Source organism: Brevibacterium sp. BDJS002 (assembly GCF_028201555.1).
Taxonomy (GTDB): Bacteria; Actinomycetota; Actinomycetes; order Actinomycetales; family Brevibacteriaceae; genus Brevibacterium; species Brevibacterium aurantiacum.
In genome coordinates, this window is record NZ_CP116392.1 from 2,463,044 (window position 1) to 2,478,890 (window position 15,847).

The 15,847-nt window shown below is 63.8% G+C and carries 11 protein-coding genes; 4 read left to right on the forward strand and 7 right to left on the reverse strand.

Annotation, left to right across the window (positions count from 1 at the left end; genetic code table 11):
• Positions 1–88 precede the first annotated feature (88 nt).
• From dnaG to PGC08_RS11595, 5 genes are all read right to left on the reverse strand, one after another.
• On the reverse strand, positions 89–2,308 hold the full coding sequence (gene dnaG, locus PGC08_RS11575) for a DNA primase (protein WP_069600277.1): 2,220 nt from the start codon (positions 2,306–2,308) through the stop codon (positions 89–91).
• A gap of 3 nt (positions 2,309–2,311) precedes the next feature.
• Positions 2,312–3,619, reverse strand: coding sequence for a deoxyguanosinetriphosphate triphosphohydrolase (locus tag PGC08_RS11580; protein ID WP_009881496.1), 1,308 nt, complete (start codon positions 3,617–3,619; stop codon positions 2,312–2,314).
• 2 nt (positions 3,620–3,621) lie between these two features.
• Positions 3,622–4,812: a tRNA dihydrouridine synthase DusB gene (dusB, locus tag PGC08_RS11585; protein WP_009881497.1), complete on the reverse strand. Its 1,191-nt coding sequence runs from the start codon at positions 4,810–4,812 to the stop codon at positions 3,622–3,624.
• Between the two features lie 57 nt (positions 4,813–4,869).
• Positions 4,870–6,537 (reverse strand): ATP-binding cassette domain-containing protein, encoded by a 1,668-nt coding sequence (locus PGC08_RS11590; protein WP_271708446.1) that lies wholly within the window; start codon positions 6,535–6,537, stop codon positions 4,870–4,872.
• Between the two features lie 160 nt (positions 6,538–6,697).
• The gene (locus tag PGC08_RS11595; RefSeq protein ID WP_009881499.1) at positions 6,698–7,246 is read right to left on the reverse strand and encodes a helix-turn-helix domain-containing protein; all 549 of its coding nucleotides are present in this window, start codon (positions 7,244–7,246) and stop codon (positions 6,698–6,700) included.
• A gap of 78 nt (positions 7,247–7,324) precedes the next feature.
• Here PGC08_RS11595 and PGC08_RS11600 point away from each other — a divergent pair, with 78 nt between their 5' ends.
• A complete protein-coding gene (locus PGC08_RS11600) occupies positions 7,325–8,713 on the forward strand; it encodes an L-lactate permease (protein ID WP_271708447.1) in 1,389 nt (462 codons plus the stop codon).
• Positions 8,714–8,730: 17 nt separating this feature from the next.
• Here PGC08_RS11600 and PGC08_RS11605 read toward each other — a convergent pair whose 3' ends face one another.
• On the reverse strand, positions 8,731–10,059 hold the full coding sequence (locus PGC08_RS11605; protein ID WP_009881501.1) for a M24 family metallopeptidase: 1,329 nt from the start codon (positions 10,057–10,059) through the stop codon (positions 8,731–8,733).
• A gap of 192 nt (positions 10,060–10,251) precedes the next feature.
• Here PGC08_RS11605 and PGC08_RS11610 point away from each other — a divergent pair, with 192 nt between their 5' ends.
• Together PGC08_RS11610 and PGC08_RS11615 are read left to right on the forward strand one after the other, a co-directional pair.
• Positions 10,252–10,737 carry an Lrp/AsnC family transcriptional regulator gene (locus PGC08_RS11610; RefSeq protein WP_101582677.1) on the forward strand — a complete coding sequence of 162 codons (486 nt, stop codon included), beginning with the start codon at positions 10,252–10,254 and terminating at the stop codon, positions 10,735–10,737.
• A complete protein-coding gene (locus tag PGC08_RS11615; RefSeq protein WP_009881503.1) occupies positions 10,734–12,125 on the forward strand; it encodes an aspartate aminotransferase family protein in 1,392 nt (463 codons plus the stop codon). Before PGC08_RS11610 ends, PGC08_RS11615 begins: the two co-directional genes overlap by 4 nt.
• A gap of 138 nt (positions 12,126–12,263) precedes the next feature.
• On the opposite strand, the gene PGC08_RS11620 is transcribed toward PGC08_RS11615, so the two are convergent.
• A complete protein-coding gene (locus PGC08_RS11620; RefSeq protein ID WP_271708448.1) occupies positions 12,264–13,643 on the reverse strand; it encodes a glycine--tRNA ligase in 1,380 nt (459 codons plus the stop codon).
• A gap of 337 nt (positions 13,644–13,980) precedes the next feature.
• On the opposite strand from PGC08_RS11620, the gene PGC08_RS11625 reads away from it, so the two are divergent.
• Entirely contained in the window at positions 13,981–15,801 is a 1,821-nt protein-coding gene (locus PGC08_RS11625; protein WP_096145622.1) for a DEAD/DEAH box helicase, read from the forward strand.
• Positions 15,802–15,847 lie beyond the last annotated feature (46 nt).

Consider the following 15,847-nt stretch of genomic DNA (forward strand, 5'->3'; position numbering starts at 1 on the left):
CTCATGCAACATTTCATCAACTGCAAAATTGCAATTGTGCACTATTTCACGTTCTCAGGCGAGAATCGCAGCCCTCACATCGGTGTCTTCACATGAGAGTCTTCAGCCGCGCCCGGTGCTGTTCGAGCACCTGGAGCTGCCCCAGAAGAGTCGTCTGCGCAGCTGTGTCAGTGGTGTCCTGGCGCTGCAGTCGCGAGTGCAGCTCCTTGGCGATGCGTTCGAGATCGTAGTCGAAGAGACGGGCCACGATGCCGCGGGCAAACCCTTCCGCGCTGACGCCGTCTGCCACCGGCAAGGGCGTCACCAGCAGCTGTGTGACGTAGGGCTTAAGGTCCTCGGCGCTGGCGGAGAGGACCGCGTCGGCCCAACGTGTAGCGGCGGCGGTTCCCGCTGTCTGCGCACCACCGGCCGACTTCAGGCCGCCGGCAGCCTTCACCGCGGCTTGGATCCGTCGATAGCCGGGGTGTTCGAAGGCTCGTGCGGACAGGGAATCGAACAGTTTGGCGTTGACGAACTCGGGATGCTGCAGCGCCACCATCAGGGCGCCCTTCTCTGTCTTCAGGCGAGCGGGGCTGATCGGTGCTGACAAGTTCGACACGTCGGGGCGCTCATCGTAGACGTACTCGATGGCGGTGTCGTCTCCCCCAGCACCTCCCCCTGCGGGTGCGAATCCCGTGGACGGCCGCTGTGCGTCCGCCCCCTGCTGCTGGCCCTGTCCCGATGCGGGCTGGCCGGAAAGCTGCTGTCCCTGTGTCGGCTGGCCGGATGGCTGTTGACCCCGTGCCTGCTGTCCCGGCGCGTACTGGCCCGAGGACTGTGGCCTCGATGCAGGATGACCCGACCTCTGCTGGCCCTGAGATCCGTACCTCTGCGCCTGCGACGCGCCTGCTTGCCCCGGCGGACCCGATGCGACTGGCGGGGCACCGGGCGGGGTCTGGGACGGGGCAGGCTGAGGCTGACGAGACTGGTTCGCCTGCGGTCTGCTGGGACGTTTCCGGGCATCTCTGACCGCAGATTCCACCTCGTCGATGTCGACACCGATGCGACCGGCGACGAAACGGTAGTAGTGGCTGAGACTATTGCGGTCCCGGATGTCAGCGAGCACCTCGGCGCTGGCCTTGACTGCTGCGATCCGACCTTCGACCGAGTCGAGGTCGTAGCGAGAGATTGCGGTGGTGATGACGAACTCGAAGAGCGGCTTTCGACCGTCGATGAGCTCGCGCAGGGCCCCATCGCCCTTCTGCATCCGCAGATCGCAGGGGTCGAGCCCATCGGGTTCGACGGCGACGAAGGTCTGAGCGGTGAACTCGCTTTCGAATTCGAAGGCCCGCAGAGCCGCCTTCTGTCCGGCCGCGTCGCCGTCGAAGGTGAAGATCACCTGGCCTGTCGGATCATCGCCGAGCAGACGCCGAACGATCTTCACATGCTCAGGCCCGAAAGCCGTTCCACAGGTCGCCACCGCCTGTGTGACGCCGGCCAGATGCGCGGCCATGACGTCGGTATAGCCTTCGACGATGACCACGCGCTTGGTCTTCGCGATGTCCTTCTTGGCCAGATCCAGACCGTAGAGAACCTGGTTCTTGTGATAGAGAGCCGTCTCCGGAGTGTTCAGGTACTTCGGCCCCTTGTCATCGTCGTACAGTCGCCTGGCACCGAAGCCGATGGTCCGAGAGGTCATGTCCTTGATGGGCCAGACAACCCGGCCGCGGAAACGGTCGTAGATGCCGCGGCCGCCTTCACTGGCCAGACCTCCGGCGAGGATCTCCTCCTCGGTGAAGCCGGCCCGCTTGAGCTGGCTGGTCAGAGAATCCCAGGACTTGGGGGCGAAGCCGAGGCCGAACTCCTTGCTCGAACTCAGTGGGAAGCCACGACCCTCGAGGAACTCCCGACCGATCTGCCCCTGCTCGGATTCCAGGCACTGGGTGAAGAAGCGCTGTGCGACTTCGTGCATCTCCAGCAGCCGCTGTCGTCGGCTGGCCTGCTCACGGTCGGGGCCCTTGCCGTCCTCGTAGCGCAGATGCATCCCGATCTTGCCGGCCAGCGCCTCGACCGTCTCAACGAAGCTGAGCTGTTCGACCTTCTGCAGAAACGAGAACACGTCGCCGGACTCACCACAGCCGAAGCAGTGATACATCCCGACTTGGGGGCGAACCGTGAACGAGGGAGTCTTCTCATCGTGGAAGGGGCACAACCCCTTGAGTGAGCCGATTCCCGCGGTCTTGAGCGTGACGAACTCACCGACGACCTCGTCGATGCGGGTTCGACTGCGCAGCTCGTCGATGTCCTCACGTTTGATCAGTCCGGCCATGGTCTAGAGACGATCCCCCGCCCCTGCTTTGAGCTGGTGGTACAGGGCCCAAGCAGAATGGTCGGTCAGTGATGCGATCTGGTCGACGACGACACGCAGCCGTGCCGCATCGTCGGCAGCTTCGAAGTAGTCGGCTCTGAACATCGGGTCGAGCTTGGTCGGCATCGCGGAGTACCACTGGGCCAACTCGGTGATGACGGCAGACTGGATGTCATGGAGTCGCAGACGGTCTTCGGCGACCATCACCGTCAACGTCGCCATGCCCTTGAGGACGGCGATCTCGACGACCGTGGGCTCGGGGACGACCAGCGAGGCCGCGTAACGGGCCAGGGGCTCCCAGCCGAACTCCTCACGTGTTGCGGCTTCGGCCGCACCGACGAACCGCCCGATGAGCTGACTCGTCATGTGCTTGAGCGTGGCCTGGGCCTTCCTGGAACCGTCATAGACATCCGCGGGCCAGTACGCGGCCGCCTGCAGCCGCGACAGCGCCTTGTCCATCTCTTCGTCGCTCGTGGTCGGCAGATACCATTTGCGGGTGATGTCGAAGAGCTCAGCCCGACGGCTCTCCGCAGCGAATTCACCCAGATGCAGGTGGCCCCCGGCGATCGCGTCCTCAACATCGTGGACGGAGTAGGAGATGTCATCGGCGAGATCCATCACCTGGGCTTCGATACACCGTTTGCCGTTCTCGATCCCGTCGCGGTAGAAGTCGAAGACTCCCCTGTCGTCATCGTAGACACCGAATTTCCGCACGCCGGAGTCACGCCGCCCCGCGGACGCTTCGCTCCGTGACCAGGGATATTTCGTGAGTGCGTCGAGGCTGGCCCGCGTGAGGTTGAGTCCTGCCGGTCGGCCGTCATCGGCGATCACCTTCGGCTCGATCCGGGTGACCAGGCGCAGCGTCTGCGCATTGCCCTCGAATCCGCCGATGTCGATGCACAGGGCGTCGAGGATGGTCTCGCCGTGGTGACCGAAGGGCGGATGGCCGAGGTCATGGCTCAGGCACGCGGTGTCGACGATGTCGGGATCGCAGCCTAAGTATCGGGCAAGTTCGCGCCCGACCTGAGCGACTTCGAGAGAGTGGGTGAGCCGGGTGCGGACGAAATCATCAGTGCCTGGTGACACGACCTGAGTCTTGGCGCCCAGACGCCGCAGTCCCGCGGAGTGCAGCACCCGGGCCCGGTCACGTTGAAAGGCCGAGCGGCGTGGATTCTTCGCCGGTTCGCTCACCCATCGTTCCTCGTCCCACGGCGTGTAGACCGCCACGGTCCCCGAGCGCACCGAGGTGCGTGGGTGAGTTTCGAATGGCATTGTCATCCTCCCGAGATGTCGAGTTCCGCCTCGGAGAGCAGTGACTTTCCGCTCACATCGAAGATGCGGGAGTCGAGCCACCCTTCGGGCAGATGCGGCTTCTTCGGGCGGGTCGTCCGCCCCCGGGAGCCTTCCGCGTCCGTACCAGGATACGGTGCGTCCTGATCAAGCTGAGCCAGCAGGCCCGCGAGCTCCTCGAGCGAGGAGACCATCGCCAGCTGACGCCGCAGGTCTCCCCCAACCGGATAGCCCTTGAAATACCAGGCAATGTGTTTGCGCAGGTCACGAACGCCGTAGAACTCGTCCTCGTAGTATTCGGCCAGGTACTCGCCGTGCTTGTAGACGGCGCGAGCCACCTCGGCGAGACCCGGCCGGAAGCGTTCATCGCTGCCGTTGAGGGCATTGGCGAGGTCGCCGAACAGCCAAGGTCGTCCCTGGCATCCGCGTCCGATGACGACGCCGTCGCAGCCCGTGCGGCGCATCATCTCAAGTGCATCCTCTGCCGCGAAGATGTCACCGTTGCCCAGAACCGGAACGGTGTCGCCGAGGTGGTCCTTGAGTCGGGCGATGGCGTCCCAGTCCGCCTGGCCCGAGTACAGATCCGCCGCAGACCGACCGTGGAGGGCGACCGCTGCCACACCCGCATTGCGGGCAGTCTCACCCGCGTCGAGGAAGGTCTGGTGGTCCTTGTCGATGCCTTTGCGCATCTTCACGGTCAGGGGGATGCCGCCGCGATCTGCCTCGGTCACGGCTGTGGTGACGATGGACTCGAACAGGTCCTTCTTCCACGGCAGGGCAGAGCCGCCGCCCTTCCGGGTGACCTTGGGCACGGGGCATCCGAAGTTGAGGTCGATGTGGTCGGCCCGGTCCTCCTCGACGAGCATGCGCACGGCCTGCCCGATCGTCACCGGGTCGACGCCGTAGAGCTGGACCGAGCGCGGTGTCTCATACGGCTCGTGCCGGATGATGCGCATGCTCTTGGGGCTGCGTTCGACCAGCGCCCTGGACGTCACCATCTCTGTCACATACAGGCCGGCTCCGTACTCGCGGCACAGGCGCCTGAAGGCGGTGTTGGTGATTCCGGCCATCGGCGCGAGCACGACCGGCGAGGACAGCTCGATGGGACCGATGCGCAGGGGCTCGGCAGCGGCTGGGGATACTGATTCTGGGGCAGGGCTGATGACACTCACCATGCCATTATCCCCGAGCAGTCAAATGATGGATCACTGGCACGGGCGGCTGGCTCCCGCTCACGATCGCGCATGTGAGGCCTCCTCAAACTCGTTCCTGTCTCCATCAACCTGCTCGTCTCCTTCAACCTGTTCGGGGAGAAGAAATTCCCGAATGTCCCATTCGACGTCGAGGCGCAGCTCCTCGGCGAGACGATCATCGTGGGTGATGACGATCATCGCTCCGCCGAATCCGTCCAGGGCGGTCACCAACGCAGTCAGCGAGGAAAGGTCGAGGTTGTTGCCTGGTTCGTCGAGGATGAGCAGCTGGGGCGCGGGGTTTTGGAGCAGACTCTTCGCCAGAGCCACTCGAAAGCGCTCCCCTCCCGACAATGTCGAACACAGCTGCTCGGTCCGTCCGGCCCTCAGCCCCATCGCGGCCAACACCTCATGAACTCGGTGTGGTCCGAGACCAGGGTTGTCCTCCCTCACGGCTTCCATGACGGTCAGCGTCGGCGGCAGCCTGTACTGCTGGTCGAGGAAGCCGCTGGACACGGGAACGGTGAAGGTCAGATCGGGGAACAGCTCGTTGATCGGGGCACCGGTGTCGTATCGCCCGGCGATCGCCGACAGCATGGTCGACTTCCCGGAGCCGTTGGCACCGGTCAGCCTGATCCGCTCGGGACCGACGATCGTACGTGGCTGCTCGAGCACCGGACCTGAGACCTCGAGGACACGCTTCGCCGAGTGGATCACGGTCTCGGGCAGGTCCAGGCGGATGCTTGAGTCCCTGCGCAGAGCGTCCTTGGCGGTGCGCACCGAGGAACGGGCGGCCTCCTCGTCGTGAGCCTTGTCTCCGCGTCGCTTCGCCGCGCTCTTCTGGGCGAAGTCGGTCAGACCATTCATGACGATCTTGGGTCGGCGTTTGTTCTCCTTGTCCTTGGCAGCCTTGCGATCGGCCCTGGCCAGCTTCGTCTCGAGTTCGATGCGCTGGCGCTTCTCGATCGCCAGGGACTTCTTGGCGTCGACGAGGTGAGCGAGCTTCGCCTCCTCTTCGGCGGCGACCATGCGTTCGTAGTCGTCGAAGTCTCCACCGTAGATGCGCAGCTGGTCCGTCATCTCGACGATCGTCGTCACTTCCGCCAGCAGTGCACGATCGTGGGAGATCACGAGTGTCGGCCCCGTCCGGTCCCGCAGCAGGGAGGCCAGCCGGCGACGTCCCACCTCGTCGAGGTTGTTGCTCGGTTCGTCGAGAATCAGCCAGCGATCACCGGCCAGAGCCGCCCGCGCCAGTCCGATGCGCATGGCCTGACCGCCGGAGAAGGTCGACAGTCGCCGGTCAAGGACCGCGGCATCGAGTGTGAGTCCGAGATCGGCCAGGGCGCTCAGCGCCCGTTCCTCGATGTCCCAGTCATCGCCGATGACGTCGAAGTCGGCGAAATCGGCGTCACCGGCCAGGGCCTTCGACAGGGCCGATCTGATCTCGCTGATTCCCAGCGTCGAGGCGACGCTGAGGTCGGTATGGGGCAGCAGCTGATCGATGTACACCGCGTCCTCGGCGCCGGTGACGGAGCCCGCGCTGGGGCGAAGCTGTCCGGCGATGATTCTGGCGAGGGTGGATTTGCCGATCCCGTTGTCACCGACCAGTCCGACAAGGGAGGCCGGGATCGATGCAGTGAGAGCAGTGAAGATCTCGGTGTCATCGCCGAGGCGGTAGCCGAGTTTCGAGAGAGATATGGCAGCAGTCATGTGTGTCCTCATTTCGTGCACAGAAGTGCGCTGCGGGTCCGTAGCACCCGCATGATGCGGAAATGAGGAATTACTTCACGAAATTGCTGTCTTTCGCCGGGAATGTGTCAAGTCAAGGATGCCGGAGGTCGGTTGTCCTCGTCAAGGGCTGTTGCGAACCTCAGACGATGATGAGCATGAGCTCCGCCGGCTCGTTTCCGGGGTTGGACAGCTGGTGCGGAACATCGCCGGGCGCCTGCGCACAGTCTCCGACCCGCAGGGTGGTCCGGCGATCGATCGTGACGATTTCGATGGTGCCGGCGAGCACGAAGAAGGTCTCACGGGAGCCGCTGCGGTGAGCGGCGAAGGATGCTGTTTCGCAGTGCGGATCAAGCTTGTAGTGCACGACCTCCATGTTCTCCTGCGGAGCGGGGAGGTCTCGGCGCAGAGTGCCTCTGCCGTATGCGCTGTGAGCGGGAATGGCAGCACTGGAGGTGATGACCACCTCGGGCGGAGCGAGGAGCTCACCCACATCCACGCCGAGGGCACGGGAGAGCCCCATGGCGTTCGAGACCGATGTGTCCTGTTCCCCACGTTCGATCTTCGACAAGGCCGCTCGAGAGATTCCGGCGCGCACAGCAAGTTCGTTGAGCGTCAGGTCGTTGTACTTGCGGCGCGCCCTGATGCGCGCGCCGAATACTCGAGCTCCGAGGTCCTCTGTGTTCACCATGGTGACATCATAGATTGTTCTTGAATAGTAGAGTGAATTCTACCAAGTCTTACTTCTTCACACGATGGAACTGTTCCCATGACTCCTCTGCTGGCGCTGACGCCGATTGTGCTCGCGATCGCTCTGCTCGTATTCAAACAGAACTCCTGGATCGCCGCTGCCACCGGGGTCATCGCCGCCTGCCTGGCTGTCATTCTCTTCTTCCCGACGCCGATATCGGTTCTCGTCGAATCGGGGGCTGACTACTTCCCTCTGATCCTCGAAGTCGCCCTCATCCTTCTCTTCGGCATGGTTCTGGCACGCCTGCTCGAGTCGTCAGGATCGATGGGCGAGATCTCCGCCTGGGTCGAAGCAGCGGCGCCCAGTCGCGCGCTCGGAGTCGGACTCGTCGTGTTCGGGCTCGTCCCCTTCGCCGAGTCGGTCACCGGGTTCGGCATCGGCGTGACGATCGGAGTCCCGGTCCTGCGGCTGCTCGGCTGTTCACTGCGGCAGTCGGCGATCCTCGGACTGCTGGGCCTCATCGCCGTCCCCTGGGGCGCACTCGGCCCCGGAACCACGGTCGCCGCCGCGCTCACCGGCATCAACGTCGACGATCTCGGCGTCGCGACGGCCTGGATCAACGCGATCCCCGTCATCATCGTGGCGACCTCGGTGATTCTCATCATGCGCCCCGGCCTCTCCTCCTGCTTCGGAATCATTGCCGCCGCGGCTCTGATGTGGACCGGCATCCTCGCCGCAAACATCCTCATCGGCATGGCCCCAGCCGGCATCATCGGCTCACTCCTCGTCATCGCCGTCATGGGCACCCGCTTCATCATCCGCCGCCGCAGAACCGGCTTCACCCGTCAGCTGGGTCTCGCGGTCCTGCCGTACACGACCCTCACCGTAGGCCTGCTCATGGCCCGCGCACTGGAATCCGCAGTCCCGTCACTGGTGACACAGATCGTGGCCTCTCCCCCGTTCTGGTTGGCCGCCGCCTGTGTGATCGCCGCGCTCAGGGTCACCTCTCGCGGTGCTGTCACCTCCGCCGCCGTTCGCTCCTGGCTGCCGATCGGCGCCGGCACAGCCGCCTTCATGCTCATGGGCTGGATCATGACGACGACCGGGATGAGCGCGTCCATCGGGACCCTGGTGCCCGCCGGACTCGTCCTCTTCACGCCCTGGCTGACTGCGGTCGGAGCCATCGTGACCGGATCGAACACCGGCGCCAACTCCATGTTCACCGGCACCATCGACGCGGTCGCCACGGCCTCCCACGTCTCCTCACTGCCAGTGGTGGCAGCAGGAAACGCCGCCGCCTCGCTTGCGGCACTAGCCGCTCCCCCACGGGTGGCGATGTCAGTGCAGATGGCAGACCCCTCAAGCCCCGCCTCGGCGAATGACATCGCCTGGGTCCAGGGACGGGCACTGACCGTCGCTGGGATCAACGCGGTGGCCCTCGGCCTCTGGATTCAGTTCATGGTCTGAGCTCCCAAGCGCGGACTTCAGACGCGGATGATCTCGCGTGGGAAGTCGGTGAACGTGTCACAGCCGGTATCCGTGATGAGGACGGACTCGGAGAGTTCATAGCCGTAGCCGTTCATCCACATGCCGCAGATGAGGTGGAAGGTCATTCCGGCTTCGAGGATCTGGTCGTCCTCGGTCCTGATCGAGATCGTGCGCTCGCCCCAGTCGGGTGGGTACCCGATGCCGATGGAGTAGCCCAGCCGGCTCGGCTTCTCCAGACCGGCCAGCGCCAGCACCCGGTTCCAGGTGCGGGCCAATTCGGCGGTGGGCACCTCTGGTGCGGCGACGTCGAGAACCGCGGCCAGCGCCTCGGAGACGACACCCTCGAGTCGGATGAGCTCCTGCTTCGGCTTTCCCACGACGGCGGTGCGCGCCAAGGGCACGTGATAGCGACGGTGGACGCCTGCCAGCTCGATACTCACCGACTCATCGGCAACGAACTTCCGATTCGTCCAGCTCAGGTGCGGGGTGTCCGCGCTCTCCCCCGTGGGCAGCAGCGGAACGATGGCCGGATAGTCACCCCAGGCACTGCCGCGTCCACGGGCCTGAGCAGCGGCGATCTCAGCCGCCACCTCATTCTGTGCGACACCGTCGCCGATGGTCGCCAGGGCAGCGTTCATCGACTCCGTGGTCACCTCGGCGGCCTTGTGCATCAGTGCGACTTCGGCTGGGGACTTGATCGCGCGGATCCAATTGACCAGCTCGAAGGAATCCACCAGGCGCCACTCCGGGACACCGTTGACCAGTGAACGGAAGGCACGCGGAGAGAAGAAATGCGAGTCCATCTCGACCCCGACCGGCGAGGACGAGGCACGGGCGACTTCCCAGCGCTGCCGCAGCGCGAAGGACACCCAATCGAAGGGATGGATGTGAGGGCGCTGCACGTAGCGTTCCGGATAGCCCACGATGTCCTCCGGGGGCAGCCATGAGGTGTGCATAGCGCCTCGGGCATCCATGTCGCGCATGAACAGAGTCAGCGGTCCCGAGGCCGGGACGAAGAGGAGCTGAGGGGTGTAGAACGACCAGGCGTTGTACCCGGTGAGGTAATAGATGTTGGCGGGGTCGGTGACGATGAGTGCAGACAGGCCCTGGTCGATCATGCGATTGCGCACCGAAGCGATGCGCCCCAGGTACTCATCCGGAGAGAACGACAGCTCGTTCGCGCCGATCGTGTCGACCTCGCCGGGACGCGGCTGCGGGCGAGCCCTGACCTCCTGTCCTGCCCGGCCCTGCTCGGCTCCGGGCCGCATTCCCTGCACGTCCGGCCGGTTGTCTTCACCGGCGTAGAACAGCTCACCCTCATTCATGATTACAGTGTGGTGAGCCAGCTCACACCGTGTCAATCACTGTCACACGCGTGTTGTCAGGGGTGAAAATGCCAATTCATGACGAATCCAGAATGAATGTTTTTCGTATTCGACTGAATTCGCATACGAATCTGCGCATTCCGACGGAATCAATGGTAGATTGTGTTGAGACCCAAATCACGGAGGTGAAGAATGGCCCACTTGATGCCGAGCGGAAGCAATCACCGCCTGGGCAATCTCGATGAGAAGTCGAAAGCGATCATCGTCGAATTGCAGCACGACGGGCGCAAGTCCTACTCCGCCATCGGCAAGTCCGTGGGACTGTCCGAGGCTGCCGTCCGTCAGCGGGTCTCCAGGCTCATCGATTCCGGCGTGATGGAAATCGTCGCCGTGACCGATCCCTTGAGCCTGGGCTTCGCCCGACAGGCCATGGTGGGCGTCAAGGTTCGGGGCGATATCTCCAAGGTCGCCGATCGACTGCACGGCTACGACGAGATCGACTATCTCGTGGTCACCGCAGGGTCGTTCGACATCTTGGTCGAGATCGTCTGCGAATCGGATCGCCACCTGATCGAATTCGTCAATGAAGAGCTGCGTTCGATCGACGCCGTCGTGGACACCGAGCTCTTCATGTACCTCTCACTCGAAAAGCAAAAATACAATTGGGGGACGCGATGACAGAGAATGTCACCAGAGCTGGCACCAGCTATCAGGATGCCATCCGCAACAACGTGTGGATGCATATGGCTCCGCACCAGTCACTGTTCAACGGTGGTGAAGCACCGATCATCACTCGTGGTGAAGGCCACCACATCTTCGACGACAAGGGCAAGAAGTACCTTGACGGACTGGCCGGACTGTTCACCGTCCAGGTGGGCCACGGTCGCGAGGAGATCGCGAAGGCGATGTCGGATCAGGCGATGAAGCTGCCCTTCATGCCCCTGTGGTCCTTCGCCCATCCGCAGGCCATCGAGGTTTCGGAGCGCCTGGCCAGCTATGCCCCGGGTGACCTCAACCGTGTCTTCCTCACCTCCGGTGGCGGTGACTCGGTCGAGTCCGCGATGAAGCTGGCGAAGAACTACTTCAAGGTCACGGGCAAGCCGGGCAAGCACAAGATCATCTCGCGTGCCACGGCCTACCACGGCACACCTCACGGCGCGCTGTCCGTGACCTCGCTGCCGGATCTGCGTGAGCAGTTCGCTCCCCTGGTCCCCGGTGCGATCAAGGTACCCAACACGAACTTCTACCGCTCACCCGAGCCCTACGCCCACGATGAGAAGGCCTTCGGCCGTTGGGCAGCGGACCGCATCGGTGAGGCCATCGAGTTCGAGGGTGCCGATTCGGTTGCGGCAGTCTTCCTCGAACCGGTGCAGAACTCCGGCGGCTGCTTCCCGCCGCCTCCCGGCTACTTCGAACGTGTCCGCGAGATCTGCGACGAGTACGACGTGCTTCTGGTCTCGGACGAGACGATCTGTGCCTACGGCCGTATCGGCGACATGTTCGCCTGCAACGACTTCGGCTACGTGCCCGACATCATCACGAGCGCCAAGGGCATCACCTCCGGTTATGCTCCGCTCGGTGCGATGATCGCCTCGGATCGTCTGTTCGAGCCCTTCGGTCCCGGCGGGGACGAGACCTTCTACCACGGCTACACCTTCGGCGGACATCCCGTCTCCTGTGCGGCCGCCATGGCGAACTTCGATGTGTTCGAGAAGGAGAAGCTCAACGATCACGTGCATGAGAACGCTGCTGCGTTCAAGTTCACGCTTGAGAAGCTCAAGGACCTGCCGATCGTCGGCGACGTCCGCGGTGAGGGCTTCTTCTACGGCATCGAACTGGTCAAGGATCGCGACACCAAGGAGTCCTTCACCGAGGAGGAGTCGGAGCGCATCCTCAAGAACTTCGTCTCAGCGAAGATGTTCGACGACGGCCTGTACTGCCGCGCCGACGACCGTGGCGACCCTGTCATCCAGCTCTCGCCTCCACTGACCGTCGGTCAGAAGGAGTTCGACGAGATGGAGCAGATCATCCGCGGAACTCTGACCGAAGCCTGGACCAAGCTCTGATCTGCTGATCTCGGCCAGGGCTCCCGCAACAACGGCCCGCCAGAGACAACGGCCCCGATTCCTCATACGAGGAATCGGGGCCGTTTCGCGTCTCCGCTCAGGCCCCGGCAGCAGATTCTGCCGGGGCCCAGGCGAGCCTCAGACGCCGAGGTGCTCGGCCAGGTAGTTCTCCACCTGATCGATGCTCACGCGCTCCTGGCTCATGTCGTCGCGCTTGCGGATCGTGACCGCATTGTCGTCGAGTGAGTCGAAGTCGAACGTGATGCACAACGGAGTGCCGACCTCGTCCTGACGACGGTAGCGACGTCCGATCGCACCGGCATCATCGAAGTCGATGTTCCAGCGCTTGCGCAGACGAGCCGCGAGCTCCTTGGCCTGCGGGGACAGCTTCTCGTTGCGGCTCAGCGGCAGGACTGCGGCCTTGACCGGAGCCAGACGCGGATCGAGCTTGAGCACGATGCGCTTGTCGACGCCGCCCTTGGTGTTCGGTGCCTCGTCCTCGGTGTAGGCGTCGATGAGGAAGGCCATCATCGAGCGGGTGAGTCCGAAGGACGGTTCGATGACATAGGGGGTGAAGCGTTCACCGCTGGCCTGGTCGAAGTACTGCAGCTTCGCGCCGGAGGCCTCGGTGTGGGTGCCGAGATCGTAGTCCGTGCGGTTGGCCACACCCATGAGCTCTCCCCATTCGGAGCCCTGGAAGCCGAAGCGGTACTCGACGTCGATCGTGCCCGACGAGTAGTGTGCCCGGTCATCTTCGGGGACGTCGAGGCGACGCACGTTGTCCTCGGAGATGCCGAGGTCGAGGAACCAGTTCCAGCAGGCCTCAACCCATTCGCGGTAGTAGTCGTCTGCCTCGTCGGGACGAACGAAGTACTCGAGCTCCATCTGCTCGAACTCACGGGTGCGGAAGATGAAGTTTCCGGGAGTGATCTCGTTGCGGAAGGCCTTGCCGATCTGGCCGATGCCGAACGGCGGCTTCTTCCGTGCAGCGGTCACGACGTTGTTGAAGTTGACGAAGATCCCCTGCGCGGTCTCAGGCCGCAGGTAGTTCAGACCCGCTTCTGATTCCACTGGACCCAGGAAGGTCTTGACCAGCCCGGAGAACTCCTGCGGCTCGGTCCACTGACCGCGGTTTCCGCAGTCGGGGCAGACGATGTCGGCCATGCCGTTCTCGGGTGCCTTGGAGTGCTTGGCCTCGTAGGCTTCGACGAGGTGGTCCTCACGGTGGCGCTTGTGGCAGCTGAGGCATTCGACGAGCGGGTCGACGAAGGTAGCCACGTGGCCCGAGGCTTCCCAGACCCGTTTGGGCAGGATCACCGAGGAGTCGAGTCCGACGACGTCTTCGCGTCCGCGGACGAAGGTCTGCCACCACTGGGCCTTGATGTTGTCCTTGAACTCAACACCCAACGGCCCGTAGTCCCAGGCCGAACGGGAACCGCCATAGATCTCTCCGGCTTGGAAGACGAATCCTCTGCGTTTGGCCAGGGCGATGACGGCATCCAACTTGGACTGTGCCACGTTTATTCTCCTTGAGGTAGTTCGCCGACGGCCGGCTGCCGTGGCTCGCAGGTACAGCCTATCGGTTCGCCTGCGATCGGTGGCTGTCGACTCCTGGGCGACGGAACTCACACTTAAAGCGGGCCGCAGAGCCACCTCGGCGGGCGAGTGGCATGTAGAATTGAGGTACACCCAAACCTTTCTCCGTACTGACGGTTTTCAAGTCTGTCCAAGCAAGCCTTGGATCTCATACGGTTTCGGCCCGGATTGCTCACGATGATTGCACAAGCGGCCGCAGGGTAGATCGCCACTACAGTCATCTGCGATCAAGTGTGTGCCGACGTGAGAGAGAAAACTCATGACCGATGTGTCCTCATCCGACGATCCGACAACACCGAAGTTCTCCGAGCTGGGTCTCCACCCGCTCGTCCTCCAGGCAGTTCAGGCTCAGGGTTACGAAACCCCGACCCCGATCCAGGCCGAAACGATTCCCGCACTGGTCGAAGGCCGCGACGTCATCGGACTCGCCCAGACCGGTACCGGCAAGACCGCCGCTTTCGCCCTGCCGGCACTGTCCGACCTCGCCGAGGCGGGTCGCGCCAATGACGGCCCCTTCGCTCTCGTACTGACCCCCACCCGTGAGCTTGCAATCCAGGTCGCCGAGGCGTTCACCTCCTATGCGACGAACCTCGACGACTTCTCCGTCCTCCCGATCTACGGCGGCCAGGCCTACGGCCCGCAGCTGTCCGGGCTCAAGCGCGGCGCTCAGGTCGTCGTGGGAACGCCCGGTCGTGTCATCGACCACCTCAAAAAGGGCTCCCTCAGGCTCGGCAGCCTCCGTCACCTCATCCTCGATGAGGCCGACGAGATGCTCAAGATGGGCTTCGCCGAAGACATCGAAGAGATCTTCAGCCAGTCCGGTGACTCACGTCAGGTGGCTCTGTTCTCCGCCACCATGCCGACCTCGATCCACCGCCTGACCGGCAAGTACCTCAACAACCCCAAAGAGGTGCGGGTCGCGTCGAAGTCGCAGACCGGATCGAACATCCGTCAGCGCTACCACATGGTCCAGCACTCCCATAAGCTCGACGCCCTGACCCGGATCCTCGAGGTCGAGGAGTACGAGGGCATCATCATGTTCGTCCGCACCAAGCAGGCCACGGAGGAGCTCGCGGAGAAGCTGCGTGCCCGCGGCTTCAAGGCCTCGGCAATCAACGGCGACATTCCCCAGCAGGCCCGTGAGCGCACGATCGACATGCTGCGCAACGGCAAGGTCGACATCCTCGTCGCCACCGACGTCGCAGCCCGCGGCCTCGACGTCGAGCGCATCACCCTGGTCGTCAACTTCGACATTCCTCACGACACCGAGTCCTACGTCCACCGCATCGGCCGCACCGGCCGCGCCGGACGCTCAGGTGAGGCCATTCTCTTCGTCACCCCACGTGAGCAGCGTCTGCTCGGCTCCATCGAGCGCGCAACGAAGCAGAAGGTCGAACAGCTGAAGATGCCCAGCGTCGAAGAGCTGACGAACACCCGTGTGGAGAAGTTCACGAAGCGCATCGACGATGTGCTCGCAACGACCGAGCTGACCGAGCTCGCGACCGTCATCGAACAGTACGAGCTCTCCCGCAACGTGCCTGCGACCGACATCGCCGCAGCGCTGGCGTCGCTGGTGCTCGAGTCGAACACCCTCAAGGCCGATCCCATGCCGGAGCCTTCGCGCGGCAAGCCAGCCCGTGACCGTGACAGCGGCGGACGCGACGGCAAGCCCGGCCGTGAACGCTCATCCCGTCCGCGTGATGAGAACATGACCACCTACCGTCTGGCGATCGGACGCAATGAGCGTCTGCAGCCCGGTGCGGTCGTCGGCGCCATCGCCAACGAGGGTGGTCTCACCTCGAAGGAGATCGGCCACATCGACATCCGGTCGAACCACACCCTTGTCGATCTGCCCAAGGATCTCGATTCCTCGGTCATGCGCAAGCTCTCCAACACCCAGATCCAGGGCCGCCCGATCGACATCCGTCCGGATTCCGGCCGTCCGGCTCGTCCGTTCAAGAAGCGCAACTTCGACAAGCAGCCCGGCGACAGCCGCAACTTCCGCAATGATCGCCGCGGAGGCGCCAAGAAGTTCAGCAATGACCGCTTCGGCGGCGAACGCTCACACGACCGCTACTGAGTCGCTGCCGCTGCGCAGTCGCCCAGCCGTGCTGATCCACCGGCAC

Excerpts from the sequence above, each read along its gene's own strand:
- dnaG (WP_069600277.1), bottom strand. The coding sequence starts at position 2,308 with ATGGCCGGACTGATCAAACGTGAGGACATCGACGAGCTGCGCAGTCGA.
- PGC08_RS11580 (WP_009881496.1), bottom strand. The coding sequence starts at position 3,619 with ATGCCATTCGAAACTCACCCACGCACCTCGGTGCGCTCGGGGACCGTG.
- dusB (WP_009881497.1), bottom strand. The coding sequence starts at position 4,812 with ATGGTGAGTGTCATCAGCCCTGCCCCAGAATCAGTATCCCCAGCCGCT.
- PGC08_RS11590 (WP_271708446.1), bottom strand. The coding sequence starts at position 6,537 with ATGACTGCTGCCATATCTCTCTCGAAACTCGGCTACCGCCTCGGCGAT.
- PGC08_RS11595 (WP_009881499.1), bottom strand. The coding sequence starts at position 7,246 with ATGGTGAACACAGAGGACCTCGGAGCTCGAGTATTCGGCGCGCGCATC.
- PGC08_RS11600 (WP_271708447.1), top strand. The coding sequence starts at position 7,325 with ATGACTCCTCTGCTGGCGCTGACGCCGATTGTGCTCGCGATCGCTCTG.
- PGC08_RS11605 (WP_009881501.1), bottom strand. The coding sequence starts at position 10,059 with ATGAATGAGGGTGAGCTGTTCTACGCCGGTGAAGACAACCGGCCGGAC.
- PGC08_RS11610 (WP_101582677.1), top strand. The coding sequence starts at position 10,252 with ATGGCCCACTTGATGCCGAGCGGAAGCAATCACCGCCTGGGCAATCTC.
- PGC08_RS11615 (WP_009881503.1), top strand. The coding sequence starts at position 10,734 with ATGACAGAGAATGTCACCAGAGCTGGCACCAGCTATCAGGATGCCATC.
- PGC08_RS11625 (WP_096145622.1), top strand. The coding sequence starts at position 13,981 with ATGACCGATGTGTCCTCATCCGACGATCCGACAACACCGAAGTTCTCC.